Consider the following 23,081-nt stretch of genomic DNA (forward strand, 5'->3'; position numbering starts at 1 on the left):
AACGGCTCAATTCGTGACTTGAGAGGCGGTGGGCTGTGGCTGACCGCACCGTGTCCGTCAACCTGCGGGCGAAGGTCACGCAGTGGGTCTCGGGGATGGGGCAGGCGGCGCGGTCCACCGACGATCTGTCTCGCAAGATGGTGCAGACCGGCGCCCATGCGGACCAGTTCCGCAGGCGGCTTGAGGCGGCAACGAAGGCGCTGCCGAAGATCGAAATTGACGCGGACTCCAGCCCAGCTGAGATCAAGTTCGCGCAGCTGCGCGCCCAGATGGAGCAGCTCGCCGACAAGAAGATCGGCATCGACATCGACGCCGCATCGGCACAGGCGCAGCTCCAGGAGATTCAGCGCGAGCTTGAGCAGTTGCAGGGCCAGTCCGCGACGATCGACGTCAAGGCCGACATCGGCTCTGCTCTCGCTGAACTCCGCGCGGTCGACTCGGAGATCTCCCGCGTCAACGGCCGAGACGCCCGCGTCCAGGTCGATGCTGACGTGTCGGGAGCGCTGGCCAGTATCGCCATGGTCGGAGCGGCTCTCGCGAGCCTGCCGGCCGTGACCACGCTCGCTGTGGGCGTGACCGCGCTCGGCGGCGCGTTCGCTGCGGCCGGCGCGGGGGCGGCGGCTTTCGGCGCGGTCGCGGTTCCCTCACTCGGCAGGATCAACGATGCCTTGAAGGCGCAGGAGTCCGCCGCGAAGGCCGCTGGCGGGGCGACGGGCGGGGCGGGTCAGTCCGCGGCTCAGGCGGCACAGCAGGCGCTCCAGTTGGAGCAGGCCGAGCGTCGTCTGAAGGACGCCCAGAACGAACGCCGCCAGGCGCAAGAAGACCTGACCAGGGCCGTCGAGGACGGGCGCAGGGCCCTGGAGGACATGAACTTCTCGCTGGAGAGGAGCGTCCTCAGCCAGAAGGACGCCGCACTCGCCGTCCGCGAGGCCGAGCAGCGGCTGGCCGAGCTCCGGGCCAGCGGCAACGCCAGTGAACTCGACATTGAGCGGGCGATGCTCAACGTCGACATGGCCCACCAGCGCGCCCGCGAGCAGGAGACCAAAACGGCGCGGGCGAAGAAGGACACAGCCGCAGCCAACCGTGAGGGCGTCAAGGGCACCGAGCAGTACCAGCGCGCCCAAGAGCGGCTGGCGCAGGCCGAAGCGAAGGTGACCGAGGCCGCCAAGCAGTTGAAGATTGCCCAACTGCAGGCGAACGAATCCATGGCCGGCGGCGGCGGAGGCGCGAGCAAACTGGCCGACGCGTTCGCGGGACTGTCCAAGCAGGAGAAGATCCTCGCCAAGGACATCAAGGCGTTCAAGGACGAATACATCGATTGGCAGCGGTCTCTGCAGCCGGATGTGTTCCCCGCGATCCACCAAGGTCTCGACCTGATGCGGCTCGGCTTGGAGAAGACCGGGCCGCTGGCCAAGACCGCCGGCGCGAGCTTCCTCACGCTAGGCAAGGAAGCGGAGAAGGCGCTCCGGGGGCCGTTCTGGACCGAGTTCCTGTACGACGTCAACACCGCCATGCCGACCGCGATTGAAGGGCTAGGCCGCAGCTTCGGCAACGTGGTGACCGGCATCGCGGGCGTCATCGACGCTTTCCTGCCGTTCACGCCGAACGTGGTCAACCCCATCGAGAATGCCTCCAAGGCATTCGCCGAGTGGGGCCAGAACCTGGAGAGCAACCCGGAGTTCCACCAGTTCCTCGCGCTCGTCCGGGAACAGGCCCCCGAAGTTTGGGAGCTGATCCAGAACATCGCGAAGGCGCTGGTCAACGTCGGGGAAGCGGTCGGGCCGCTCGGTGTCGGCGCGTTCGCCGGACTGAATCTGCTGGCCGAGATCGTCGCCGGGATGGAACCGGAGAGGATCCGCGACATCGCCCTCGCCATCGCGGCGATCAAGGTTGCCACGATGGGCATGTCCGCCATCTCGGCATGGCAGGGCCTCGCAGGCGGCATCACCGCCACAGGCGCCGCGGCGGGCAAGGCGCAGGGCAAGATGGCTGCGCTGGGCAAAGCCGCCATCGGCGCGTCCGTGGCCTTCATCGGGCTCGAGGTTGGTGGCGGGCTCCTTAACGACCTGGCCGGCCAATCCGAGGGCATCGGGGAACTCACCCTCGCCTTGACGGAGCTGGGCCAGACCGGCAAGTGGGCCGGAGACTTGGGCGAGCAGTGGGGCGGCACGTTCGACGAGGCCAGCAAGTCCGCCGGGCTCTTCGCCGATGGGCTGCGTGAGCTGCAGGACCCGTCGTTCGGTGAAATGTACTGGCTGCACCCGCTGTCCGAGCTGACCGCCATCCTGCCCGGGATCGACTCCACCGTCGACCAGCTTGAGCAGAAGTTCGCCGACATGGACAAAGCGCTGGCCGGCATGGTCACGTCGGGGAACGCCGAGACCGCGGCGCAAGCCTTCCAGGAGTTGGCGAAGCAGGCTCAAGCGCAGGGCATCCCGATTGAGAAGCTGAACCAGCTCCTTCCCACGTACAACCAGACGTTGCGGGTGTCGGCGAACGCCGCCGCAGAGGCGGCGACTGGCGTGGACCAGGCGAAGCTGAAGATGGACGGCTTCAACACCTCGCTCGGCTCGTTCGCCAGCCGTACGGACGCTCTCCAGGCGATGCAAGCTCTGAAGACCGCCTTCGATGAGGCCAAGACGGCGATCGACGCGGCGAACGGCAAGCTCCAGATCTCTGCCGGGATGACGGACAAGCAGCGGGCCGCAGTGGTCCTCGCCCGCGAGCAGTTCGCCACCTACATCGAGAAGGTGCGTGCTGCTGCGGACGGCGCCCAGACGCTGAGCGGGAAGACCACGGATGGCACCAGGGCCATCGCGGAGCAGCTGCCTCAACTGGCCGCGTTGGCGGGCAAGAATCAGGAGGCGCGGGAGCAGATCCTGAAGCTGGCCGAGGCGTACGGGATCTCCCGCAACGATGCGATCAAAGCCATGGGCTCCGCTAAGGGGCTCAGGGACATGCTGGCGCAGCTCAAGTCCAAAGAGATCAAGATCACGGCGGATACGGAGGCCGCCAAGAAGGCGCTCCGCGACCTGCTGAACATCTACATCAAACCCATCGAAATCCCGGTCAGCATCAGAGCCCCTGCCACGCCGAAGAAGAAGCGGGCCGGCGGGATCGAACAGTACGCGGCTGGCGGCATCAGGTCGATGCCGCCGAACGTCGCCACGAGCCCGACGATTCTGTACGGCGAGGGGGCGGCGGCTGAGGCGTTCATCCCGTACGAGCTGAAGTACCGGGACAGGGCGATCGCCTTGTTGAGCCAGGTCGCGAATGACTTCGGTCTGCAGCTCAACAACCGGGCGGCAGCATCGAGCATGTCGGATCTGTCCGTCACCATCGACGACTCCGGCCTGAGGGTTGCTGACGGGCTGACGTCGGTGATGGGCAGCCTTGAGGCGACGATGGGTCAGGCCGGCACGCTGACGTCGAGCATCAACAAGGTCGGGTCCTCCGCCGACGAACTCAACCAGGCGTGGGTCGAAGGGTCCAGCGTGCTGGCCGATTCGGTCGACTATGTGGGCACCGTCACCGCTGACTCGGTCACGGTGATGTCCACCAGCGTGGACGGCTTGACGGTGACGGTGAAGGAGCTCGTGGCCGCGATCGCGTCGGGCGCTGACGGGAAGACGTCGGGCAAGTCCGGGTCGAAGGCCAACTGGGCTTTGAACGCTGCGGAGGACATGCTCGCAGCGATGGGAATCAAGCCCGGTGGGGCGAAGAAGCCGCCCGCCAACACGGTGGAGGGCCACACCGCCGGCGGGGTCATGTGGGATCGGTCGTCGGCGTTCTCGCAGACGTCGCCGGTCAACTCCTCCCGGGTGTCGGCCCCGCAGCAGGTGTCGCCGGCTGCGAGCGCGGCCTACTCGGGCGGCATGGCCGCCACGGGTGGTTCTGGTGGCGGGTCGGGGTCGGGCGGGAGTTCGGTGAACTTCTACGGCGCGACCTTCCGGGAGACCGTGGACGCTGACGTGGTCACGGCGAAGATCGGCATGGTTCTCGACAGTCGCGGCTGAGTCCGCTCTCAACATCAAGCAGATAGGAGGGCGGGCTTAGCCATGCCTGAGGAACCCTTTGTTGATGGCCAGGACGGTGGCGACATTCTCGACTGGTCGGAGGAGCGCCTCTCCTACGCCGAGAAGCTTCGCCGGAAGGGCGTACAGGTCCGTACGGCGGGCTGGACGTGGGCTACCCGCGACCAGGTGACGGAGTGGACCGGCGATGACGGAGGCCGCTTCAAGAAGGTGACCGATCAGGCGGGTCATGAGATCACGCAGGAGACCACCCCGGGCGGCCACGAGAAGCAGCACGTCCGCGTCAACCTCAGATAGGAGCGGACGGTATGGCGATCACGCAGGACGCCTGGTTCGTGGACACGTTCACGAAACTGATGCGGCAGACGATCACGTTGGATCCGGGGGGGACGACGCCTGGCCTGTTCAAGGGGGCCCTGTTCACCGGGACGGTGGTGCCGGACTTCAACCAGAGCAACCCCGCCTACGGGGTGAGCCCGTTGAACGCGGGCGAGTCGTCGGGGCCGGGCTATACGGCGGGCGGGATGAACCTGACGGTGGCGTCGTTCGGGACGTTGACGGCCACCAACAAGGTGGGCTGGCGGTTCAACACCGTGACGTGGACGGCTACGACGTTGAGCTCGGAAGGGCTGCTGATCTACGTGCCGTCGCTGTCGAACCGGGCGGCCGTGCTGCGGTCTTTCGACGGTGTGAAGACAACGTCGGACGGCGATTTTGAGATCGCTTTCGACACCGAGGGCGGGGCGTGGCGGGTCGTGCTCCGCAACACCGCCTGACCTGGTTTCCGATCTTGGCCCCGCCTGTGTGCGGGGTTTTCTGCTGAAAGGAGCCAGGACATGGCTCGTTACACCGCCGCCGTTGAAGGTGTCGCCTCCGGCACGGCTGCCAAGACGTTGCTGCAGATCGTCGCGGGCGCGCAGAGGTGCGGCGTGTACGGCATCCGCGTCTCCTGCAAGGGCACCTCCAGCATCGCGGAGCCGATCCGGTTCCGGCTGGTCCGCCAGACCACGGCGGGCACGACGGGCGGCACGGCGTCGATCGGTTCGGTGGACTCCTCCGGCGTGACCGCGACAGCGACCGCGAACATCACCTTCTCCAGCACCGAGCCGACGTCGGGGGATCTGCTGTTCACGCAGGAGGTGCACCCGCAGACGGGGATGGCGGAGTACATCCCGTTGGGCGACGAGATCGTCATCCCTGCTTCTGGCAGGCTCGGCCTGACCGTGACCGCCGCCGCCACGGTGAATGTCACCGCGCAACTGTACTGGCGCGAAGGCCAGTAATGGCGACGGTGCGCAATTCGTTCAACGGCGGCACCAACGGCGTCGCCATCAGCGAAGGCAACTCGGGCGGCCTGTCAGGCGATGCGCTGCAGCACATCGCCGGCACGCCCACCTACAGCATCACGCAGACGCATTCGGCGCCGCTGGCGTGCGCGACGGTGGCCAGCAACTTCTCCGGGGTCGGCTACGAGCTGTCCGCGTCCACGTTCTGGGTCCGCTTCTACGCCTATCTCACCCAGAACGTGGCCGGCGCGCTGCTGCGGTTGTGGGACAGCTCGAACGGCGGCGGCTCGTATCTGGGCGGCCTCGACACCAAGGCCAACGGGCAGCTTGATCTGCGGTGTGGCGGCGTGACCGTGGACGTGACCGGAGCGGCGATCGCCCTCAACCAGTGGATCCGCCTGGAGGGCAAGTTCAGCACGACCACCGGAGCCCAGGTCGAGCTGTATAACAGCGCCGACTCTGGGACGCCGTCAGCCACGGCGAGTACGGCGACGAACCTGGGCGGCTCCTGCCTGACGCAGGAGATCGTCCGGCCCAGCGGAGTAACGCAGGTCCAGTATTTCGACGACTTCGCAGTTTCCACGGACGGCCCGCTCGGCCCGGCCGTCGATCCTGCCCCCCGCCCCCCGCTGATCGCCGCCACCGCGGTCCAGCGGGCGTCACGCTGGTAGAGGGGAGACTGCGTGTCCCGGTACGGTCGCGCCTACCCCGCCCCGCAGCGCCGGACCATCCCCAACTATCGGGGCGTGCCGCAGCAGTTCACCCTGCCCCCGTTCGAGTCGCTCAGCGAGTGGCCCGACATTGAGGTCATCACCCCGAACGTCAACCTGCTGCTGCCTCCGTTCGAGTCGCTCAGCGAGTGGCCTGCTGTCGATCTGCGGTTCGAGCAGCGGTTCACGCTGCCGGTCTTTGAGTCGCTGAGCGAGTGGGCGCCGCTGACGGTCACGATCCCGGTCAAGCCGGGCGACTCGCTGACGGGCGTCAACGGCGAGGTCGAATGGAACGGCACCCTGTGGGGTCCGGCGACGGACATCCAGGTGCTGCTGCCCGTGGAAGGGTGGCTGGGCTCGCCCAGCATCGACAACCTCAACGTCGAACGGCCGGGCCGGCACGGCGCGTGGGATGCCCGCAAGCTCGCCCAGCAGCGCATCGTCAGCATCCGGCTGCAACCGAACTCGGCGGCCGATCCGACTCAAGTCCAGGACTTGATCGATGAGGTGCTGGCGGTGACCGGCATCCCCGAAGACGAGGCTCCCCTCCCGCTGGTGATCAAAGCCTACGGTTCGCCCCGGCTCGCGTACGGGCAGGTCGTGGACCGGCCGCTCACGTTGGACGGCGACTACAACGTGGGCCTGCCCACCATCGGCGTCGTCATCGCCTGCGCCGACCCGCGCCTGTATTCGCTGGAGCGGGCAGGCGTCACCGTGCCGGCCGACACGCCCACCGCGCTGGCCAACACCGGCAACGCCTCCACCCATCCGGTCATCCGGATTGAAGGCCCGGCGGAAAACCCGGTCCTGACCAACCAGACGCTGGACCGCACCTTGCAGTTCGCCATCACCCTCGGCGCGGGCGAACTGATGGAGATCGACACCGACTTCGGGACCGCGACCGTGGCCGGCGAGAACGTCATGTCCACCCTCACCGGCTCTTCGGTGCCGGTCAGCGACTTCGTGCTCAAGGCGGGCTCCAACACGCTCACGTACGCCGTCTCGTCCGGCGGCGACGAAGGCGCTGACGTGCTGTGGAGGCACGCCACCCTTTAACCCCTGCCGTTCCTGCCGACCTTGAAGGGAGGCGGGATGACGGCTGGTGTCCGCTCGGTGAAGGTCACCCACATCAACGGTGGGGACGCCGCGGTCGCCCGTGGGGCGGCCTCACCCGGAGACGTGCTGATCGCGTTTCAGAGCGCCGACTCGGGCGGCAACGCCGCGATGTCCCTGGGCGGCCTGTGGAGCTTCGGCGGCAGCATGCCGGGCGGGGTCTGGCCCGGCTCCAACTCGGGCACGTGGGCGGGCACGAAGGTGTGGACGAAGGTGTGCGCGCAGAACGAGCCCGCCACCTACCAGGCGTTCGGCGGCGACGTCGCCGACACCATGGTCACCATCGTCGCGGTCGCCGCCGCGCAGACCGACACCATCGTCATCCAGCTCGGCGCGAACGGGTCATCCTTCGCCCCCGGCGCGACCCCCGTGGCTGCGTCCGGGCTGCAGCTCCGCTACATGGCGGGTGTGCCGTCCCCGCCCGGCGCGTCAGTGTCGTGGTCCACCACGGCAGGGTTCACCGAGTTGGTGGATGAGCAGGGCGACTCCTTCACCACGGTGATGCTGGCGTCGGCGCCGATCGTGTCCACGCAGGCCGTGCCGTTCGTGACGTTCTCCCCCTCGCCGTCCTTGGCGGCGGTGCACGGCATCACCGTGCTGATCGCGTCCACCGAGGCGCCGGTCCCGGACCCGCCGGTGGTCCAGCCGTACGCGCCGGGCAAAGGCTCCAGCCAGTACCGGTACGTGGTGACCGACCTGCTGTCCCGGCAGTATCTCGGCGACCTGGAGCTGGAGAACGTCTCCTTCGACAAGCGGATCTTGCAGCCGGGCCAGTTGTCGGCGACCATCCCGATCCCATCCCGGCGGGTCGGCGACCAGATCGCCGAAATCATCCCGCGCGATGAGACGTTCCTGGACCGCGGGCCGGGCGTCATCACCGTGCAGATCTTCCGCGAGGGCGAGCCGTGGGGCGAGTACTGGATCACCTCTGCTCAGCCGTCCCGCAGCAGGCGGGGCACGCCGCAGATCCAGTTGCGCGGATCCACGTTGGAGGCGTACCTGTCCCGGGTTGAGATCCAGTCGGACCTGTTCTACACGGGCACCGACCAGATCGAGATCGCCCGCAACCTGCTGTCCGACCTCATGTCCGACGACTATGCGGCGATCGGCCTCACCCTGCAAACCGGCGACTCCGGAGTGCTGCGGGACCGCGTCTACCTGGACACCGAAAGCGGCACCTACGGGCAGCGGCTGATCGAACTGGCGCAGGTCGAAGACGGCTTCGAATGGATGCTCAACTTCGCGCTCGTGGACGGCAGCCTGGTCCGCAACTGGGTGTGGGGCTACCCGCGTCTCGGCGTGCAGGACCCGCCCCCGCACCTGTTCGCGGACGGCAGGAGCGGCGGCGACATCCTCGAATGGTCTGAGGAGATCGACGCTCTCCGGGGGGCCACCAGGTGGCGGGCTCGCGGGTCGGCGTCCAGCGGTGACGCCTCCGTCGCCGCGACACCGCTGGTGTCGGCCGTGCACGAGGCGACCGCTCACCTCGAGGCGGGCTGGCCCAGGCTGGACAAGACGCTGTCCTACTCCACCGTCACCGACGTGGACACGCTCGACGCCTATGCCGGGTTCTGGGTGCAGCGGGCCGCCGGCGCGCTGCGCGTGGACCAGGTGACGGTCACGTTCGGCAAGAACCCCAGCTTCACCCCGAACAACTTGGGCGACGCCGCGAAGCTGTACTTCGACAACGAATGGCACCTGCCTCACTGGCGTACCCGGCGGATCATCGGCATCGGCGTCACCCCCACCTCCCGCGACAGCGGCAAAGAGGAAGCGCGGCTCGTACTCGAAGGACAGGAGGCGCCCACCTAATGCCTGACGTGTTCCCCAACGACCTGGCCACCCGGATCCGGGACCTGGAGAAGGCCGTCGAAGAGTTGCGTGCTGGGGCAAGCCGCGAGGCGCTCACCGAAGCAAGCCAAGGCTGGGTGCTGCGGCAGATGGCCACCCCGTCTGTGCCGCCTACGGGAGACATCCACATCTACGCCCAGGGCGGCCAACTGTTCGCACGCTCGAGCTTCGGCACGATCGCGCTGGACGACGTCCCGAGCGCGGCTGCCGTGCAGGTAGTCGGCGCTGCAGACGCGGGCACCTCCTACACCACATCCGAGCAGGACCTGCTGAACCAGTTGAAGCAGCGCGTCAACCTGATCATCACCAACATGAAGATCGCCGGTCTGATGGACACCATCTGAGCCCGCCCTGATCGTGGCCGCCCGCACTGACCGCCCAGGGTGCTGCTGGGCGTCAGTAAAGGGGACTCGCGGGCGGCCACCCACCCCTTGATCGGTGCCGCCCGGTTCGTGAGGGTGCTCCCGGGCGGCACCCCCTTCTACGGCGAGGAGTGACGTGACCGATGCCCCTTCCCCGGGTGAACTCTCCCGCCGGATCGATCACGTCACCATGTCGATGACGCAGCTGGTCCAGCGGACCGAGTACACAGCCGACCGGCGTTTCGACGACCGGCGGTTCACCGAGCTGGAAGCCGACGTCGTGGAGATGCGGCGGCAACTCACCGAGGACCTGAAGGCTCTCAAAGCGTCGATCGACCAGGCGACGGAGAAGCGTGGCACGAACGTCCGCCAGGCCGTGTACGCAGGTCTGCTGCCGGCGCTGTTCATGATGGTGTCGATCGTGGTGCAGATCTGGATCGCCGCTCGGGGCGGCTCATGATGGGCGAGCATGTGCGCCGGGTCCGCCGCAACTGGATCATCATTGCGATCGCGGGAATGGTCGCCGTCCTCGGAGTGTGGGCGTCAATCCAGATCAACGCCCTCGGCAATCAACTCCGCGAGTCCGAGGAGAACCAGCAGATCCTCACCGATCAGGTCGAACGAATGGGCGGGGTGCCTCTGGTGTCCCCATCCGCCGGTCCGCCCGGGCAGCGCGGAGAGCCCGGCCCGTCAGGACCTCCAGGACCGTCCGGGCCGCCCGGACGCGATGGGCGGGATGCTGTGGACGGCAAGGACGGCGCCGCCGGCGAACCAGGCAGCGACGGAGGCCCAGGCCCTACAGGGCCGCCCGGTGAAGCGGGCGCCAGGGGCGAGCCCGGCGCGACCGTGACCGGCCCTCCAGGACCGCGTGGAGAGCCCGGAGCGGACGGCAAAGACGGGGCAGACGGCAGCCCAGGTCCGCAGGGCAGCCCCGGCCCGGCAGGCGAACCCGGCCCCCGCGGCGAACCCGGGCCACCGCCGAGCAGCTGGACCTTCACCCACCTCGGCATCACCTACACGTGCACGCCTGACGAGCCAGGCGGCACCACCTACACCTGCAAGACGGGAGGCTGATATGCCGTACTTGACGCAGCTCGCCAAGGTCGCCCGGCGCACCGGCCATCCAGTGACCGAGGTCAGCGGCTGGAAGACGCGCGGCCATGGCCCGCTCCAGGACGTCGATGGGGTGGTCTGCCACCACACGGCGGGCTGGAACGACATGCACGTGGTCCGCGACGGCAGGCCCGGCCTGGACGGTCCGCTCTCGCAGATCTGGCTGGGCCGGGATGGACGCATCTTCGTTGTCGCCGCGGGCCGGTGCTGGCACAACGCGCCGAGCCTGTCGCTGGGCCACACGAACAGCCGGTCGATCGGCATCGAGGCGGAGAACGACGGCCGAACGCCGTGGCCGGCCAAGCAGCTGGACGCGTACAAGCGGCTGTGCGCCGAGCTGTGCCGCGAGTTCGGGCTGCCGGTGTCGACGGTGAAGGGCCACAAGGAGGTCAACTCCTCCAAGCCGGACCCGCACTCGATCAACATGAACCGTTTCCGGGAAGACGTGGCAGCCCTTCTCAAGGGCAAGCCCGCGAAGCCGGCCGACCCCACCTCATGGACGGAGGAGCTCGTGAAGGATCTGCCGCTGTTGAAGCCCGGCGCGGACAACTACGACGTCAAGACCGCGCGTAGCCTGCTGAACGCCCGCGGCTACCTGCCTGAGGCTGTGTACGCCGCGGCAGGGCTGAAGGAGTGGCTGGACCGCACGAAGTACGACGACGAGCTCGTCAAGCTGATCAAGGGCTTCCAGAAGCTGAAGAAGCTCGATGTGGATGCCCTCATCGGCGAGGATACCTGGCGTGCCCTGGCCCGGCTGAAGTGAGCGACGGCCTGTTCGCCCACTGGTGGCGCAGCCTGATCGACGTCCCCATGCTTCCGCGGCATCCCGAGCCCGCGGACGACAGCACGCCTGAGCGCGTGCCCGGCCTCCTCGACGAGGCCAACTGAAGTTCACTGAACCCGCTGGGTTCCCCTCGAGCGCTACCCCGGACGGGTGGCGCTCTCTTCATGTCACCTCCCTGTAGGAGCATCCTCAAATGCGTCTCAACACGAGCGCTGCCATACTGTCCGCCGTCGCCCTGGCTGCCACGCTCACCGTCGCGGGCGCCGCGTCCGCCACGGCTGACGTTCCCGGTCTGTCGATCGTGAAGGTCGGCTACAACGCCTATGGAGCGGACACCGTCTGGAACCGCAACCAGGAGTTCGTGGACGTCCGCGCCAGCGTCGCCACCGACGTCAAGGGCCTTGTCGTCACCGACCAGTGGGGCAAGAGCAACCTCGACGACAACGACCGCGGCTGCAACACGTACAAGGTTTCTGGCGCGCTGCCCGGCATCCCCGAGGTGGACGGCAAGGTTACGCTGCCCGCCGGCCACACCCTGCGCGTCTACTCCGGCCGCGGCACCGCCGCGCACAGCGGAACCGTGCACGCCGTGTTCATGGACTCCCGGTGCGGCTACCACGGCCACATCTGGGGCAACGGCGGCGACACCGCGTGGGTCGTCAAGGGCGACGCCTCCGGCTCGTTCGCGTTCGACTTCGACAACGGCTACACCGTCAAGCCGTAGGAGGCTGCGATGAGGATCGGCAAGGTAGCGAAGACTGTGGTCGCCGGGCTGTTCGCCGCGGTGACCGTCGCCTACTCGGCGGTGTCGGACGACGTCTACACCTCGACCGAGGTCATCAACACGGTGCTGGCGGTGCTGACCGCCCTGGGCGTGTGGGCCGTCCCGAACTCCGAGCAGTCGGAGCCTCGCCAGCGGTAGTCTGGATTCACCCTGGGGGGCGCAAGCTGGTTGGGGATGGTGCACCAGGACCCAGCGCCTGCGAGGAGAACCGGCCGCGTGTACCCGGGCTGATCACTCGGGAGCGTGGATAGGTTCCGATCAGGACCCCAGGCCGAACACGTACGGGGCCGGGTCATCCTTCGGGATGGCCCGGCCCTTTCGTGGTTGTACAAGCCCTCAGCCTCTTCTATGTGCAGCCGTCGCCGTTTCCCCCAACTATCTTGGAGGCATGATGAGCGGCAGGTTCTCCGGCGCGGACTGTTAGGGCCACGCCAGATCGACTGGCGGGCCCCGAAAGGGTTCGCGATGTCCCGCACCGACAACACCATGCCGACCCGCCTGCAGTACGAGGACGGCAAGACCTTCCACACCCGAGGCGGTTCCTACGCCGGCATCGGCAGAGACTGCAACCTGTACGAGCGGCGAGCACGCCAACGCGTACGGCTGGCGCTGCTGAAGGGTGTCGAGCCGGAGTCGACCAGGCATCGAGGTCGCGCCAAGTGGGAGTACTGGTGATCTCGCCAGGTCCGCGCGTATCGTCAGCGGCAGGTCTCCACTGGACCGTCGCCCTGCAACGAGAAGCCCGCCTGTCCTTCGGGGCAGGCGGGCGCTCTTCTCGTTGCAGCCAGGTCCAAGAGAGATGCAAGGCGCAACCTGTTGCATACGGGGCATGAGAACTCGTATGCGCCGCACGCTGGCTCTGGCTCTGCTGTCCGTCACCACTGTGATCACGATTGGGGCGGCGAGCGCGCCCGCTCAGGCCATGCCGCCCGAGTGGTACCGGTGCTACATCTCCGGCCACGGCTGGATGTGGTGCATGGACGTCTAGGCCAACCAGAAAGCCGCCCTCCCGTTTGGGGAGGGCGGCTTCTTTGTGTTGTACGGCTCCTGCTAAGAGGGCGGCGTCACCGTGTAGCCCTCGCCCTCCAGGTAGGCGATAGCTGTGTCAATGTCGCGCCGGATCGCGGCCTTCAGTTGCCTCTCGTGGAACTTCTGCCGCCCTGGCGCGATCACCTGCTTCCAGCCCGCCTTGGCCTCGACGATGCGCTCCGCCACGACGAACTCGATGACGTCTTCAAGGCACCAGCGGAAGCGGCGATGCCCGGCGGGGAAGTGCAGCCTGTCCAGGCCCCTGTCGAGGAGCCGGCCGCCCCACTTCTTCAGGACGGTCGAGTCGCCGTAGACCTGGATGTGCGCTTCGGGGTAGCCGTCGGCCTTGTCGCGTTCGTAGTCGAAGTGACAGAGCCGGTCGGCGCCGTCGACGTCGGCGTAGATGCCGACGAACGCAGACAGGACGGTGAAGTACTCGCCCTCCGGGTCGAGACAGAACCGGAAGGACAGGTCCATCCATGCGCGTAACTTTGGAGAGTCCGGGATGGGACGGAGGGGGAACGGCTCGACCAGAAAGTTCGCTTTGCTGACGCCGCGTGCCACGATGACGACCCCGCGCTGTTTGGGATGCACCACGGCAGACATGCGGACGTTGTCGCAGATGGTGGAGTTGAGCGTCTTCTGGACGTACTCGGCGAACTTGCGTGCCTCCTGGTGGATACGGGCAGCATCAGTATTCGCGGATGAGGAGCCAGAGCTTGCGGTGTCTGAGCGAGTCGAACCGACGTTCTTGAGCCTGTCGAGCCAGTTCGTCATAGGTGACTCCGAGCTCGTCGAGAGCGCGCTGCTTGGCGGCCTCGTACTCGTCCGCGGTCAGCTCGACGACCTCGACGTTCTCGGGTTCCTCGCGCTTCAAGTAATGCAGTAACGCCATCACGACCTCCTCTTAGACCCCCGACAAGGCGTTCGAATTGGTCTCTCGCTGTCAAGATAACCTCGATCTACGACAGAAAACACTGGCTGAAGCTGCCATACCTTGATCACTGCTGGTTGTTTTCCCTGCTCTTACGAGATCGCGGCGATGAGACGAAACGCTACGCTGACAGGTTGCCAAAAACCGGGCAACACCCCAGACAAGCTGGAGTCCTCGCTTGTGACACCGCCTCATGGGGAAGCCCTCGCCTGATGCGGCGAGGGCTTCTTCGCTATGTTCGGCCTGTGTCAGCAGTTCTTGTAGTCGGCTCTGGACGAGTTGTACGAGCAGGAGTCCACCAGCTTGCCTGACGCGTTCCGCAGGTACGCCGTGTCCCGGCTCTGGTTCCAGATGTAGGAGAAAGTCCCCTGCCCGCCCCGGCCCCAATAGCGGATGGTGGAGGTGTTCTTCCCCTTGCCGGTCCGCACGGTGACGGTCTTGCCGGCGCCGAGCGTGAAGACGCCGAACGTGTAGACGTGATCCGAACGCTTGGTGGTGTCGCGGACCGTCCAGCCTTTGAGGCTGACGGCCTTCCTGGTCGCGTTCTTGATTTGTACCCATTCGCCGTTGAGGCTGCTGTTCGCGCCACTGTCCGGAGAGCCAGGGGAGTCGTAGTACACCTTCACGATCTGGACGACCGGCGTGGCCGCCTGGGCGGCGGTGGCGGCGAACGGCACCAGCAGGCCGGCGACGGCGGCGGGCACGATGAGTCGGTTGAGCACTACAGGCTCCTGTGGTTCGGGGGATGGAACGTGACAGGAGATGAGACGGCAGGATGCGTGATCAGGTTGTCACGGAATGCTGTCCGGATGAGGACAGGCAACTACTTCACGGTGTCCGCGTAGACGATGGACAGGCCCGGTACCTCCTGGGCGGCGCGTGCGGCGATGGCGCGGTGCCAGGAAGGCGGCCACGGGCATTCGGGTGGACAGTCTGCGTCGGTGCGCGGGATGGCCATGACAGTGTCGGGCGCGTCGTTCAGCATGCCGACGATGGCGGTGACCTGCTGCCCGGCCGTGACCTCCAATGCTTCGATGGCGATCCGTACCCCGTCGGGGATGGCGTACTTGCCCTGCTCCCAGTGCTGGACGGTGCGCAGCGAGACGGCGAGGTGGTCGGCGAGCCACTGCAGGGACAGACCCAGGTATTCGCGGACGACCTTAAGTTCGGCGTCGGTCATCCGCTCGTCTTCGGGCATGCCGGGCGGGTCGGTGTAGGCGGTCACGGGCGCTCCTATGGGTAAGCCCCCGGCTTCGGGGTGCCGAGGGCTTGAGGCTGCGAAGGTCAGATCGTGGTGGTGTCGTGCTTCTCGACGATGGCCCAGTACTCGTCGCTGGGGATGTCGTCGATGCTCTTGATGTCCCAGCCGTAGGTGTCGCCGATCTCTTCGACGACGGCGTTGATGTCGAAGTCGTCGGCGTGACCGTCGAGGGTGAGGGAGACGGCGTAGGCGATGTCCTGCTTGTTCATGGCCGGTTCCTTCCGGTGGGGTCGCGGGCTGTTCCCGTAACCTCTTGCCTGAACTCTAGCTTCGTAATTTACGAAGCACAAGAGGGTGGCTGAAGATTCTCCATGCGCTCCGGATACATCTGCCGCACTTCCTGCCGCATCCACTCCGGGGGCTGCTCCCCAGCCGCGAGGAGTAGCTGTAGCCGCTCTGCTGGATCCATGTCCGTCCACACCTGGCGGAGGTCTTCGTCGGGTGCCTGCTCGCTGTTCATCCGCACATGGTGGACCTGGTACGTGATCGCTGGCAGGCGTGTCGGAAAGATCCCTGTTGAGCATGGCGGGGCGGTGCTCGGTTCGTACACATGTGCGGTCTAGGATCCCCTCGACTCATACACACGGGGAAGAGCCATGGCCGACGACATCACACTGCCTGACGACCTGATCCAACTACGGAAAGACTTCCTCACCGCTCAAGCCCGGCTTGCTGCCGCCGGCCGAGCGATACCCGCGCACGCTGCCGTGATGGCGCTCGAAGCCGAGCCGGCCAGCGAGGAGCAGCAGCAGGAGTGGCGGGCCCTGCAGGAGGAGTGCCGGCGCCTGGCCCTGGAGATCGACCGGCATCCGTACTGGGCGGAGGCGCCCGACCGGAAGGCGGCGAGGAAGGTCCTGGACGCCATCGCCGAGGTCTAGGATCAGGGTTCGCACCCGTACCACCCGGGGAGGCGCCGTGGCCGACCTCGACATCCCAGAAGGCGTCATCACAGCATGGCGGGTGTACGTCGCTGCCACCGCTGAGGTGAGCCGGCAGGTAGAGCTCCTGCCGAGAGGGTTCGACGTCGCAGCCGGGAAGGCGTCGATCGCGGAGGAGCCGTACGCCGAGCTCGCGGCAGCTCAGGCGGCGCAGCATGAGGCGCTGGCGGCGTTGCGAGCCCTGCAGTGGTGGGAGACGGTGGACAGTGAGCACGCGGGCGTGGTGGCGCTCAGGCGTGCTACGGGTCCTCAGGACGCTGTCTGACGGCGGCCGCGGAGGTCGATGACCTCGACGAGGTCGGCCAGCTCTACGTGCTTGGTCAGGGTGTCCACGTCGTGGGCGTAGGCGACGAAGTATCTGTGCCCTTTGATCATTTGGCTGATCTTGTAGAGCGGGGATCGGTTGAGCACGATGATCTCGACTATGAGTCCGTCGGGTCCGCGCCAAATCGCCACACGCCAAATCTATGCAAACCGGACATTGGGCCGTTAATCTGGCGAAGCTCCAGGGCCCTCCTGGAGCGCCAAACGTGAGAGCGCCCCGGCTGCGACTGCAGCCGGGGCGCTATGTAGACACCCTCAAGGGGTGGAGGTGACGGCGCCGACCTGTGTCACTTCGTGCGGTACAGGCCGAACATCGCGCGGAGCCTGGTCGTGTTGGACGAGTTGTCCCAGAGCTCCGCGTACAACTCGATCGCGGGTGTGTCGGAGCGGCCCTGGATGGCCTCGTACGCCTCTCCCAACTCTGCTGCCGTGGGCTTGTCGCTCATGTGCCTGCTCCTCTCCTACTTGTGGCCGTGGCGCTTCTCGATGAGCGCGAAGTACTCAGGCGTCCCAAACTCGGGGCACTGGCAGGGGGCGTTGGCGCACAGGGCGCATCGGACCTTGCTGGCGTCGATCTGGCCGCAGGCGAAAGCGTCGAGGTCGGGTGACCACTTCGCGCCGAGCTTGTCGAGCGCTTCCTTGGCGGTCTTGGGCTGGTCCATGGGCGTCTCCGTTCTGTGTGGGGTTTGCGGGCCCTCGCCGGGCCTCATGGTGGGTAGCCGTGCCGTTCGAGCGCGGCCTCCACGTAGTCGACCTCCGCTTTCGTGCACTTCTTCAGCGCCTGGTAGTACCGGTTCCGGTTGGCCTCGAAGTCGTCGCCGTCGGGGTCGCCCCCGTACCACTCCATGCCGAGCTTGAGCGCGTTGCGCACCTGGTCGCGCCGTATCGGTGTCGGGTCGGGGTTCGTCGGTTGCTTGCTGCTGAACCAGCCCATCAGGGGTTCCGGACGTTGTTGATGTGAAGGGGATGGCCGTTGCTGCACCAGCCGGTGTAGGGGCCGTTCTCGACGGCGCTGGTCGCCGTCGCGTCTGCACCGCAGCCCGGGGACGGGCACGAGAACATGGCGACCCAGCCGTCGCCGTTAGCGTTCTTTCCGTACTTGAAGGAAATGTCTCCGGCGTACTTCATTGCGCTCCTCTCGTTGTGTGGCTGCTCCGGGCACCCGCCACGCCCCCGTAGTCGTGGCGGGCACCCGCAACAGCCACCCCGCTCAGGCGACGAACGCGTTGAAGAACACGGCCAACTGGTTTGCGCCGGTGATGATCCCGTTGAACACGCCGTCCACCGCGGCGGCGGCGCTCGCCGGGCGGGAGAACAGGTAGAACAGGGCGAACGCTGCGGCGACGTACGTGAGCGCCTTCTTGGCTTTGCCGTGACCCATGACTGAAGTCCTTTCGTGTGTGATCTGCAGAAGGGGGAGCGGATGCTCCGGGCCGCTCTCCTGACCCGAGGGACGAGGCCAGGAGAGCGCACCCGCAACCACCGCTCAGTGCTGGTGCTCGGGGTCGCGCTTCAGAAGCTCGCGCGCCTGCGCCGCGGTAGAGACGCCCTCCACCCGCACCGTGAGCCGGCAGCCGGGACAGTTCACCGGGACGTGCTGAACCCCACCCGACCAGCGGGCGGCATACTCCGAAGGCGGCACCGTAGCGGTCATCGCTGGGTCTCCTGCTCGTTGAGTTCCTGCTTGTAGTGGGAAGCCATGCAGCGGCTCACGGCGGCGTCGGCCAGCAGGCCGCGTTCCATCTGGACCTGAGCGGCCTTCTCAGCTCCGGTGAGGGCGACGTCAAGGTCGCGTCGGTGGATCATCGGTGCACCTGCTCGGCACGGATGATGAACGCGATCCATCCGATCGTCAGCCCGCCCGTGGCAATCAACGCCAGCACGGCGAGGGGGACGCTGACGAACGCCAGCCACAGGGCCAGAACGGACCCGCCGCCGAGCACGACGGTGAGGCCGGCCAGCTTCGCGAAGACGCCCATCAGAACGAGCCCCGGGCCTTCTTCTTGGCCTGACCCTTCAGCCGCCAGGCCCTGAAGGCGCCCACCTCTTCGTCGAGGATGTCCTCGGCGATTCGCCGTTCGGTGTCGGTGACGCCGTAGCCGTTGGCGATGTGAGCGAGCGCGTTGCGGCGGTTGGTGTTGTCGGACTTGCCCTTGGCTCGGGCTAACTGCTCGGGGCTCATGCGATCGCGCATCGAATCTCCTCTTTCTTGATCGACTATGTGGGGATTGTGGGAGCAGTTGCTCCGGACACCCCTCCCGAAGGGTTCGGGAAGGTCTCCGCAACCACCGCTCAGCTAGCTCAAGGCGGGCTCAAGGACTTGACCCGGAGACTCAAGGATCTTGGGTTTTGGCTCAAGTTCTTGAGCCATGGGTCCTGGGTTCTTGAGCCACCTCTTGACCCTGTGACCTGCGGTCTTGACCCTTTTCGGGGTCTTGAGGCACATCACCTTCCGCCGCCCTTCAGCCTCTGTAGGCAGCGTTGGACGTAGGTCCGCTCGTAGCCGTTGCGGGAGGTCGCCTTGCCGTCCTCGCCCGGCAGCCACAGCCCCTTCGGCCCGGCGTCGGGATCGTCGCCGGCGACTGCTCGAAGTCGCTTGGCGAGCTCGCCGGCGGTCATGTCGGCGAAGTCCTCGACGGTGTTCAATCGCGGGAGGAGATCCTGCGTCCACATCCCGTCCGCAGAGCCGATGATGTCCAGCAGCGTCTTGGTGAGGATCACGTCCGGGTTGGACTCGGAGTAGGGGAGCGTCCCCGCGGCGGCGCGCAGACGGTACGCAACCTCGACGATGTCTCTGACGTCGTCGTTGCCGCCTTCTCCCTCGTCGGGCTTGTTGAGGTAGCCAGTGCGAAGCTGGACCGGCTCCGACCCTTCGGCGTGCAGCCAGCCCGCGCCCTTGTGGTCCTTGTTGAAGTGGGCGCCGGAGTAGCCCCTGCTGGCCATGCCCTGGCCGAGGATGGTGTCGGACGCGGCGTTGGTGAAGCACATCATCGCCAGCTTCATCGTGATGATGTCCCGCAACCTGGTCGGCACCACCTCCGCGGCCGGCCGCTGCGTGGCGATGGACGTGAAGATGCCCGACGCCCGTCCGCGGCCCACCAGGTCGGCCAGCCCCACCGTGATGGGGCCGTCCTTCCCGCCGAGCTTGCTGGTGGTGAAGAACTGCACCTCGTCGGTGTGGAACACGGTGAACGGGCAGCCGAGACGCTTCCAATTCTTGGCCGTAATCTTCACGACGCCGGCGTCTTCCATCACCTCGTAGCGGCGATCCATCTCCGCAACCAGCCGCTCGATCATGTCCAGGTACAGCTCAGGATCCGGCCGGGTCAGGTATTCGACGGCGACCCGCTTGTACACCGCCAACTCCACCCGCTTGGCGTCAGCCAGGATGAGCGGCACGTTCGGGTCGAGAGCTGCGGCGCACAGCACCTGGTCGTCGGCGACGCTCTTGCCGGATCCGGGTTCGCCGCCCGTCAGCATCGCCTTCCCGGGCAGGGCGAAGTCGACGAGCTGGCCGCGGGGGCTGCGGCCCATGTAGACCCGCTCGGTCCACACGTTGAACGGCTTGTCCCTGCCGATGAGGGGTGACGGCACCGGCGGCCCGGCGAGCGGGTCCCGGTCGGGCGCCCAGATGCGGACGCGCCCCTCATGGTCGGGCACGCGGTCCAGGAAGAAGCGAGTGGCGCCGCGACCTGCTGCGCCGGCCAGGTTGACCCGCTTTTTGATGACGTCGTCGTAGACGACACCGCCGGGCAGTTCCACCTCGCATATCCAGGCGTCGCCGTCACGGACCACGCCGGGGGTGATGACGCGGACGTCTTCGATCCGCTTGGCGATCTTCACGCCTTGGGCTATGAACAGGGCCCGCACCGCCTTACCAGCAGGGCGGGTGCCGATGTCGCGGGCAGCCGCTTCGCTGGCGTCCGTCTCGACCTGCTCCCGCTTGGCGCGGCGGACAAACACCTCGGTCACCCCGCCGGCAGCGGCGGTGACAGCCAGCAGAATCGACGGGGCGCCCCACCACGGCCAGTCCAGGAACAGCACCAACGCGCCGTCCCCAGCGACCCCCGCACCCAGCGTGTACAGCGAGACAGTACGTCGACGGGCACGCTCCGTCTGCACCATCTGCGGCTGCGTCGCCAGGACCTGGTTGTACTCGGCCGCGGTGACCCACCGCCACCAGCCGCCAGCAGCCCTACCGAGGCCGAGCATCCCGTAGAAGGCGCTCGCCTTCGACACCTTGGCCGCGGCGCCCAGAAGCCCGCCGTGCTCGTCCCGGACGACGTCCAACTGCCGGGAGAACGGCGCCACCACCACGTCGATGGTGCGGCGCGGCGACCACACCCGGGTCGGCTCCAGCGGCTCCAGTTCGCCGGCGGGTTCGCGTACGGCCAGCTCGTGGCTGTCCGGCATGTCGTCCTCCGGGTCGGGTGCGTCCGGCTGGTCGGGCACCGGCCACAGGTGACGGTCAGCGTTGGTCACGACCGCAACTCCAAGCCGGTGTAGACGGACGCCCGGTGCAGGGCGATGAGCGACGCCAGCCACGACGCGCCGGCCGCCACACCCGCGAGCAGCCCATACAGGCTGCTCCGCAGCGCGGCCATCAGCAGGACGAGCGCCACCCCCACCACCGCCTGCACCGCGAGCCAGACGACCCGCCGCCAGCCGAGCCGGCGCAGCGACGTCCACATCTGCTGGTAGGTCTGCGCGGTGGGGGAGTCATCGCGGACCGCGCACAAGGCGAGGGCCACAGCCGACAGCAGGACGAGGAAGAACGTGCTCACGACTGGTCCCTTCTCGTGTTCGGGGTGGGCGGGGAGAGACGACGGCGGTTACGGGACGCCTGACGGCACAGCCGGACGGTTCCCCAGACGAACGGGCCACCCCACGCGACCGCGACCACGAGCGGGGCGATGAGCCGCCACGGCCACGAAAGGAACGCCAGCGCGACAGCCGCGGTCGCCAGGAGGGCGACCAGTTCGGTCAGCCAGTCGATGAGGTACGGCAGGGCCCGCAGGTTGGACTTCATGACTGGTCTCCAGTCGGGGTGGTGGACACTTCGTCGGTCGCTTCCCGGTCATCGCCAGGGTCGGCGGAAGTGTCCGCGTCGGTGGGCGGCTGGACGACGTTGCCGGGCAGGAAGCGGTAGCCCTTCGCGGTCATTTCGTCGCGCGCCGCTTGGACACGGAGCCGGGCCCAGCCCTTGCTGAACGGGTACTTGTCGCAGATCTCCTTCTGCGTCGGGGTGCGGCCCCCGCGCATCCGGCGTCGGATCCACGCTTCGGCTTCGCGATTGTCCTGGTCGTCGGGCCTTTCCCGATCACTGGCCTGGTCACTTTCGACGGCCGGCGAAGTGTCCGGCTCGGTGACCGGCACAGGCGCCTCCTCGGGGTCGTCGGGAGGGCATAGGGCCGGACGGTCGTTGGTCACTTCGGCGGACGCCGGCGGCTCGGGCGGAGTGACCAGCCGCATGACCGTGATCACGTCGGATTGCGTCTGGATCAGCGAACGCTGAGCCGTCAGAATCTGGTCACGCGTCTGGTCGAGCAGCCGGTCAGCTTCGCTGGTCGTCTCCTCGGTCTGGACCGCGACGATCGCGACGGTCGGGGACTGCTCGCCGTGACGTACCGCCCACTTCAGCGCCTGCCACGTCTCCGCCCGGTGCAGCAGCCACCGCAGCAGACTGAACTTGGGGGCGCGCGGGTCGATCAATCCCTGCCGTCGCAGGTCCTGTCGGTGCAGATGCCGGGAATGGATGGCCCACAGCCACGGAGACAGCAGGGAGGCCATCCCGAACATGACAGCCCGGTCCTCGACCGCCCACGTGGGCGCGTAGTGGTGGTAGTTGAGCGCAGCCACCCCGGCGGCGATGCCGTAGGAGGCGAGGCGGAGCCGGAAGACGGAGTCGCCCTCGATGAGGGCGATGTGGGCGTGCCAGCCGACGTAGATGGCGATCGACTCAATGACCGCCGCAGCCGCGTACGCGCCCGGCGCGGGCCAACTGAACGGCGCGGCCTGGAAGGCGGTCACCTGCCCGAACACGGCCACGATGTTCACGCCGACGATCGCGCCCACCAGCACGAGGACGCGCCACCAGCGGAGAAGACGGGCATGCCAGGCGGCGACGCGTTCCCGGCGGGTCTCGTCGTTCGCGGTCTTGCGGGTGCGGCGGCGGCCGGCACGCAGCTGGTCGCGTTCTGCGGCCCACTCCTCGGCGCGGCGGGCACGCGCGCGTCGGGCTTCGTCGCGGATCCTGTCCCGCTCGGCCTTGGCGGCGGCAGCCTCTCGCATCCGCTCGGCCCGGCTCGACCGCTGGGGCGGCGGAGCGGATCCGTTGAACCGCTCAGTCTGGGGGATCACGTCGTACTCCTGGTCTCGTTGCCGGGCTCGTCGTCCTCGGCGTCGGTGGTGTCCTCAACGGGCAGGGCGGTGACCATCGCGCTGTCGAGCGCGTTCAGAGCGGCGATGCGTTTCGAGAGCCGCTCCAGCGCTTCTTCTTCCAGGGTCATCGAATGCTCCGTTTGGGTTGTGAGCCCCCGCCCGTCGCATCGAGACGGT

General features: G+C 67.4%; 36 protein-coding genes. 17 read left to right on the forward strand and 19 right to left on the reverse strand.

Features of this window, described 5'->3' with window-relative positions; translation table 11 throughout:
- The first annotated feature begins 35 nt into the window (after positions 1-35).
- From ACBJ59_RS36570 to ACBJ59_RS36640, 15 genes are all read left to right on the forward strand, one after another.
- On the forward strand, positions 36-4,016 hold the full coding sequence (locus ACBJ59_RS36570; RefSeq protein ID WP_375114752.1) for a hypothetical protein: 3,981 nt from the start codon (positions 36-38) through the stop codon (positions 4,014-4,016).
- Between the two features lie 42 nt (positions 4,017-4,058).
- Entirely contained in the window at positions 4,059-4,331 is a 273-nt protein-coding gene (locus ACBJ59_RS36575; protein ID WP_375114753.1) for a hypothetical protein, read from the forward strand.
- 11 nt (positions 4,332-4,342) lie between these two features.
- Positions 4,343-4,810 carry a hypothetical protein gene (locus ACBJ59_RS36580; protein ID WP_375114754.1) on the forward strand — a complete coding sequence of 156 codons (468 nt, stop codon included), beginning with the start codon at positions 4,343-4,345 and terminating at the stop codon, positions 4,808-4,810.
- Between the two features lie 60 nt (positions 4,811-4,870).
- The gene (locus tag ACBJ59_RS36585) at positions 4,871-5,317 is read left to right on the forward strand and encodes a hypothetical protein (protein ID WP_375114755.1); all 447 of its coding nucleotides are present in this window, start codon (positions 4,871-4,873) and stop codon (positions 5,315-5,317) included.
- Between the two features lie 8 nt (positions 5,318-5,325).
- The gene (locus tag ACBJ59_RS36590) at positions 5,326-5,991 is read left to right on the forward strand and encodes a hypothetical protein (protein WP_375114756.1); all 666 of its coding nucleotides are present in this window, start codon (positions 5,326-5,328) and stop codon (positions 5,989-5,991) included.
- A 12-nt stretch (positions 5,992-6,003) separates the two neighbouring features.
- On the forward strand, positions 6,004-7,086 hold the full coding sequence (locus ACBJ59_RS36595) for a hypothetical protein (protein ID WP_375114757.1): 1,083 nt from the start codon (positions 6,004-6,006) through the stop codon (positions 7,084-7,086).
- Positions 7,087-7,122: 36 nt separating this feature from the next.
- Complete coding sequence (locus ACBJ59_RS36600) at positions 7,123-8,955, forward strand: hypothetical protein (protein ID WP_375114758.1); 1,833 nt, start codon at positions 7,123-7,125, stop codon at positions 8,953-8,955.
- The gene (locus tag ACBJ59_RS36605) at positions 8,955-9,338 is read left to right on the forward strand and encodes a hypothetical protein (RefSeq protein WP_375114759.1); all 384 of its coding nucleotides are present in this window, start codon (positions 8,955-8,957) and stop codon (positions 9,336-9,338) included. The genes ACBJ59_RS36600 and ACBJ59_RS36605 overlap by 1 nt, the downstream gene beginning before the upstream one ends.
- 154 nt (positions 9,339-9,492) lie before the next feature.
- Positions 9,493-9,816, forward strand: a complete 324-nt coding sequence (locus tag ACBJ59_RS36610; RefSeq protein ID WP_375114760.1) for a hypothetical protein — start codon at positions 9,493-9,495, stop codon at positions 9,814-9,816.
- A gap of 624 nt (positions 9,817-10,440) precedes the next feature.
- On the forward strand, positions 10,441-11,232 hold the full coding sequence (locus ACBJ59_RS36615; RefSeq protein WP_375114761.1) for an N-acetylmuramoyl-L-alanine amidase: 792 nt from the start codon (positions 10,441-10,443) through the stop codon (positions 11,230-11,232).
- Complete coding sequence (locus ACBJ59_RS36620) at positions 11,229-11,357, forward strand: hypothetical protein (RefSeq protein WP_375114762.1); 129 nt, start codon at positions 11,229-11,231, stop codon at positions 11,355-11,357. Before ACBJ59_RS36615 ends, ACBJ59_RS36620 begins: the two co-directional genes overlap by 4 nt.
- 89 nt (positions 11,358-11,446) lie before the next feature.
- Positions 11,447-11,977 (forward strand): hypothetical protein, encoded by a 531-nt coding sequence (locus ACBJ59_RS36625; RefSeq protein ID WP_375114763.1) that lies wholly within the window; start codon positions 11,447-11,449, stop codon positions 11,975-11,977.
- 9 nt (positions 11,978-11,986) lie between these two features.
- Positions 11,987-12,175: a hypothetical protein gene (locus ACBJ59_RS36630; protein ID WP_375114764.1), complete on the forward strand. Its 189-nt coding sequence runs from the start codon at positions 11,987-11,989 to the stop codon at positions 12,173-12,175.
- A 327-nt stretch (positions 12,176-12,502) separates the two neighbouring features.
- Positions 12,503-12,712, forward strand: a complete 210-nt coding sequence (locus ACBJ59_RS36635) for a hypothetical protein (protein WP_375114765.1) — start codon at positions 12,503-12,505, stop codon at positions 12,710-12,712.
- Positions 12,713-12,866: 154 nt separating this feature from the next.
- Positions 12,867-13,025 (forward strand): hypothetical protein, encoded by a 159-nt coding sequence (locus ACBJ59_RS36640; RefSeq protein WP_375114766.1) that lies wholly within the window; start codon positions 12,867-12,869, stop codon positions 13,023-13,025.
- 62 nt (positions 13,026-13,087) lie between these two features.
- On the opposite strand, the gene ACBJ59_RS36645 is transcribed toward ACBJ59_RS36640, so the two are convergent.
- From ACBJ59_RS36645 to ACBJ59_RS36665, 5 genes are all read right to left on the reverse strand, one after another.
- On the reverse strand, positions 13,088-13,843 hold the full coding sequence (locus ACBJ59_RS36645) for a hypothetical protein (protein ID WP_375114767.1): 756 nt from the start codon (positions 13,841-13,843) through the stop codon (positions 13,088-13,090).
- Positions 13,758-13,961, reverse strand: coding sequence for a hypothetical protein (locus ACBJ59_RS36650; RefSeq protein WP_375114768.1), 204 nt, complete (start codon positions 13,959-13,961; stop codon positions 13,758-13,760). The genes ACBJ59_RS36645 and ACBJ59_RS36650 overlap by 86 nt, the downstream gene beginning before the upstream one ends.
- Positions 13,962-14,248: 287 nt before the next feature.
- Entirely contained in the window at positions 14,249-14,722 is a 474-nt protein-coding gene (locus ACBJ59_RS36655; RefSeq protein WP_375114769.1) for a lamin tail domain-containing protein, read from the reverse strand.
- Positions 14,723-14,823: 101 nt separating this feature from the next.
- Positions 14,824-15,225, reverse strand: coding sequence for a helix-turn-helix domain-containing protein (locus ACBJ59_RS36660; RefSeq protein WP_375114770.1), 402 nt, complete (start codon positions 15,223-15,225; stop codon positions 14,824-14,826).
- Between the two features lie 59 nt (positions 15,226-15,284).
- The gene (locus ACBJ59_RS36665; RefSeq protein WP_375114771.1) at positions 15,285-15,470 is read right to left on the reverse strand and encodes a hypothetical protein; all 186 of its coding nucleotides are present in this window, start codon (positions 15,468-15,470) and stop codon (positions 15,285-15,287) included.
- A gap of 501 nt (positions 15,471-15,971) precedes the next feature.
- Between ACBJ59_RS36665 and ACBJ59_RS36670 the strand changes: the two genes are divergently transcribed.
- Both ACBJ59_RS36670 and ACBJ59_RS36675 read left to right on the forward strand, forming a co-directional pair.
- Positions 15,972-16,139: a hypothetical protein gene (locus tag ACBJ59_RS36670; protein WP_375114772.1), complete on the forward strand. Its 168-nt coding sequence runs from the start codon at positions 15,972-15,974 to the stop codon at positions 16,137-16,139.
- Positions 16,140-16,176: 37 nt separating this feature from the next.
- Positions 16,177-16,464, forward strand: coding sequence for a hypothetical protein (locus tag ACBJ59_RS36675; protein ID WP_375114773.1), 288 nt, complete (start codon positions 16,177-16,179; stop codon positions 16,462-16,464).
- On the opposite strand, the gene ACBJ59_RS36680 is transcribed toward ACBJ59_RS36675, so the two are convergent.
- The 14 genes from ACBJ59_RS36680 to ACBJ59_RS36745 form a co-directional block, all read right to left on the reverse strand.
- The gene (locus tag ACBJ59_RS36680; protein ID WP_375114774.1) at positions 16,449-16,655 is read right to left on the reverse strand and encodes a hypothetical protein; all 207 of its coding nucleotides are present in this window, start codon (positions 16,653-16,655) and stop codon (positions 16,449-16,451) included. The two genes, ACBJ59_RS36675 and ACBJ59_RS36680, sit on opposite strands and share 16 nt — an antisense overlap.
- Positions 16,656-16,810: 155 nt before the next feature.
- Complete coding sequence (locus ACBJ59_RS36685) at positions 16,811-16,969, reverse strand: hypothetical protein (RefSeq protein WP_375114775.1); 159 nt, start codon at positions 16,967-16,969, stop codon at positions 16,811-16,813.
- A gap of 15 nt (positions 16,970-16,984) precedes the next feature.
- Positions 16,985-17,185 carry a hypothetical protein gene (locus ACBJ59_RS36690; protein WP_375114776.1) on the reverse strand — a complete coding sequence of 67 codons (201 nt, stop codon included), beginning with the start codon at positions 17,183-17,185 and terminating at the stop codon, positions 16,985-16,987.
- 44 nt (positions 17,186-17,229) lie between these two features.
- Complete coding sequence (locus ACBJ59_RS36695; protein WP_375114777.1) at positions 17,230-17,457, reverse strand: hypothetical protein; 228 nt, start codon at positions 17,455-17,457, stop codon at positions 17,230-17,232.
- On the reverse strand, positions 17,457-17,651 hold the full coding sequence (locus ACBJ59_RS36700; RefSeq protein WP_375114778.1) for a hypothetical protein: 195 nt from the start codon (positions 17,649-17,651) through the stop codon (positions 17,457-17,459). The genes ACBJ59_RS36695 and ACBJ59_RS36700 overlap by 1 nt, the downstream gene beginning before the upstream one ends.
- Positions 17,652-17,733: 82 nt before the next feature.
- Positions 17,734-17,904, reverse strand: coding sequence for a hypothetical protein (locus ACBJ59_RS36705; protein WP_375114779.1), 171 nt, complete (start codon positions 17,902-17,904; stop codon positions 17,734-17,736).
- Between the two features lie 269 nt (positions 17,905-18,173).
- Positions 18,174-18,329, reverse strand: a complete 156-nt coding sequence (locus ACBJ59_RS36710) for a hypothetical protein (RefSeq protein WP_375114780.1) — start codon at positions 18,327-18,329, stop codon at positions 18,174-18,176.
- A complete protein-coding gene (locus ACBJ59_RS36715) occupies positions 18,326-18,502 on the reverse strand; it encodes a hypothetical protein (protein ID WP_375114781.1) in 177 nt (58 codons plus the stop codon). Before ACBJ59_RS36715 ends, ACBJ59_RS36710 begins: the two co-directional genes overlap by 4 nt.
- The gene (locus tag ACBJ59_RS36720) at positions 18,502-18,717 is read right to left on the reverse strand and encodes a hypothetical protein (RefSeq protein WP_375114782.1); all 216 of its coding nucleotides are present in this window, start codon (positions 18,715-18,717) and stop codon (positions 18,502-18,504) included. The genes ACBJ59_RS36715 and ACBJ59_RS36720 overlap by 1 nt, the downstream gene beginning before the upstream one ends.
- A gap of 251 nt (positions 18,718-18,968) precedes the next feature.
- Positions 18,969-21,005, reverse strand: a complete 2,037-nt coding sequence (locus ACBJ59_RS36725) for an FtsK/SpoIIIE domain-containing protein (protein ID WP_375114783.1) — start codon at positions 21,003-21,005, stop codon at positions 18,969-18,971.
- Positions 21,002-21,307: a hypothetical protein gene (locus tag ACBJ59_RS36730; RefSeq protein WP_375114784.1), complete on the reverse strand. Its 306-nt coding sequence runs from the start codon at positions 21,305-21,307 to the stop codon at positions 21,002-21,004. Before ACBJ59_RS36730 ends, ACBJ59_RS36725 begins: the two co-directional genes overlap by 4 nt.
- A complete protein-coding gene (locus tag ACBJ59_RS36735; protein WP_375114785.1) occupies positions 21,304-21,552 on the reverse strand; it encodes a hypothetical protein in 249 nt (82 codons plus the stop codon). The genes ACBJ59_RS36730 and ACBJ59_RS36735 overlap by 4 nt, the downstream gene beginning before the upstream one ends.
- The gene (locus ACBJ59_RS36740) at positions 21,549-22,883 is read right to left on the reverse strand and encodes a hypothetical protein (protein WP_375114786.1); all 1,335 of its coding nucleotides are present in this window, start codon (positions 22,881-22,883) and stop codon (positions 21,549-21,551) included. Before ACBJ59_RS36740 ends, ACBJ59_RS36735 begins: the two co-directional genes overlap by 4 nt.
- A complete protein-coding gene (locus ACBJ59_RS36745; RefSeq protein ID WP_375114787.1) occupies positions 22,880-23,032 on the reverse strand; it encodes a hypothetical protein in 153 nt (50 codons plus the stop codon). Before ACBJ59_RS36745 ends, ACBJ59_RS36740 begins: the two co-directional genes overlap by 4 nt.
- Positions 23,033-23,081 lie beyond the last annotated feature (49 nt).

Origin of the sequence: Nonomuraea sp. MTCD27 (genome assembly GCF_041950495.1) — a bacterium.
Classification (GTDB): Bacteria; Actinomycetota; Actinomycetes; order Streptosporangiales; family Streptosporangiaceae; genus Nonomuraea.

What these genes read in the sequence shown, in the direction of transcription:
- ACBJ59_RS36735 (WP_375114785.1), bottom strand. Translation starts at nt 21,552, where the DNA reads ATGAAGTCCAACCTGCGGGCCCTGCCGTACCTCATCGACTGGCTGACC.
- ACBJ59_RS36600 (WP_375114758.1), top strand. Translation starts at nt 7,123, where the DNA reads ATGACGGCTGGTGTCCGCTCGGTGAAGGTCACCCACATCAACGGTGGG.
- ACBJ59_RS36650 (WP_375114768.1), bottom strand. Translation starts at nt 13,961, where the DNA reads ATGGCGTTACTGCATTACTTGAAGCGCGAGGAACCCGAGAACGTCGAG.
- ACBJ59_RS36625 (WP_375114763.1), top strand. Translation starts at nt 11,447, where the DNA reads ATGCGTCTCAACACGAGCGCTGCCATACTGTCCGCCGTCGCCCTGGCT.
- ACBJ59_RS36585 (WP_375114755.1), top strand. Translation starts at nt 4,871, where the DNA reads ATGGCTCGTTACACCGCCGCCGTTGAAGGTGTCGCCTCCGGCACGGCT.
- ACBJ59_RS36705 (WP_375114779.1), bottom strand. Translation starts at nt 17,904, where the DNA reads ATGGGTCACGGCAAAGCCAAGAAGGCGCTCACGTACGTCGCCGCAGCG.
- ACBJ59_RS36605 (WP_375114759.1), top strand. Translation starts at nt 8,955, where the DNA reads ATGCCTGACGTGTTCCCCAACGACCTGGCCACCCGGATCCGGGACCTG.
- ACBJ59_RS36710 (WP_375114780.1), bottom strand. Translation starts at nt 18,329, where the DNA reads ATGATCCACCGACGCGACCTTGACGTCGCCCTCACCGGAGCTGAGAAG.
- ACBJ59_RS36715 (WP_375114781.1), bottom strand. Translation starts at nt 18,502, where the DNA reads ATGGGCGTCTTCGCGAAGCTGGCCGGCCTCACCGTCGTGCTCGGCGGC.
- ACBJ59_RS36635 (WP_375114765.1), top strand. Translation starts at nt 12,503, where the DNA reads ATGTCCCGCACCGACAACACCATGCCGACCCGCCTGCAGTACGAGGAC.
- ACBJ59_RS36630 (WP_375114764.1), top strand. Translation starts at nt 11,987, where the DNA reads ATGAGGATCGGCAAGGTAGCGAAGACTGTGGTCGCCGGGCTGTTCGCC.
- ACBJ59_RS36580 (WP_375114754.1), top strand. Translation starts at nt 4,343, where the DNA reads ATGGCGATCACGCAGGACGCCTGGTTCGTGGACACGTTCACGAAACTG.
- ACBJ59_RS36685 (WP_375114775.1), bottom strand. Translation starts at nt 16,969, where the DNA reads ATGAGCGACAAGCCCACGGCAGCAGAGTTGGGAGAGGCGTACGAGGCC.
- ACBJ59_RS36575 (WP_375114753.1), top strand. Translation starts at nt 4,059, where the DNA reads ATGCCTGAGGAACCCTTTGTTGATGGCCAGGACGGTGGCGACATTCTC.
- ACBJ59_RS36745 (WP_375114787.1), bottom strand. Translation starts at nt 23,032, where the DNA reads ATGACCCTGGAAGAAGAAGCGCTGGAGCGGCTCTCGAAACGCATCGCC.
- ACBJ59_RS36665 (WP_375114771.1), bottom strand. Translation starts at nt 15,470, where the DNA reads ATGAACAAGCAGGACATCGCCTACGCCGTCTCCCTCACCCTCGACGGT.
- ACBJ59_RS36670 (WP_375114772.1), top strand. Translation starts at nt 15,972, where the DNA reads ATGGCGCTCGAAGCCGAGCCGGCCAGCGAGGAGCAGCAGCAGGAGTGG.
- ACBJ59_RS36720 (WP_375114782.1), bottom strand. Translation starts at nt 18,717, where the DNA reads ATGCGCGATCGCATGAGCCCCGAGCAGTTAGCCCGAGCCAAGGGCAAG.
- ACBJ59_RS36640 (WP_375114766.1), top strand. Translation starts at nt 12,867, where the DNA reads ATGAGAACTCGTATGCGCCGCACGCTGGCTCTGGCTCTGCTGTCCGTC.
- ACBJ59_RS36700 (WP_375114778.1), bottom strand. Translation starts at nt 17,651, where the DNA reads ATGAAGTACGCCGGAGACATTTCCTTCAAGTACGGAAAGAACGCTAAC.
- ACBJ59_RS36695 (WP_375114777.1), bottom strand. Translation starts at nt 17,457, where the DNA reads ATGGGCTGGTTCAGCAGCAAGCAACCGACGAACCCCGACCCGACACCG.
- ACBJ59_RS36690 (WP_375114776.1), bottom strand. Translation starts at nt 17,185, where the DNA reads ATGGACCAGCCCAAGACCGCCAAGGAAGCGCTCGACAAGCTCGGCGCG.
- ACBJ59_RS36645 (WP_375114767.1), bottom strand. Translation starts at nt 13,843, where the DNA reads ATGACGAACTGGCTCGACAGGCTCAAGAACGTCGGTTCGACTCGCTCA.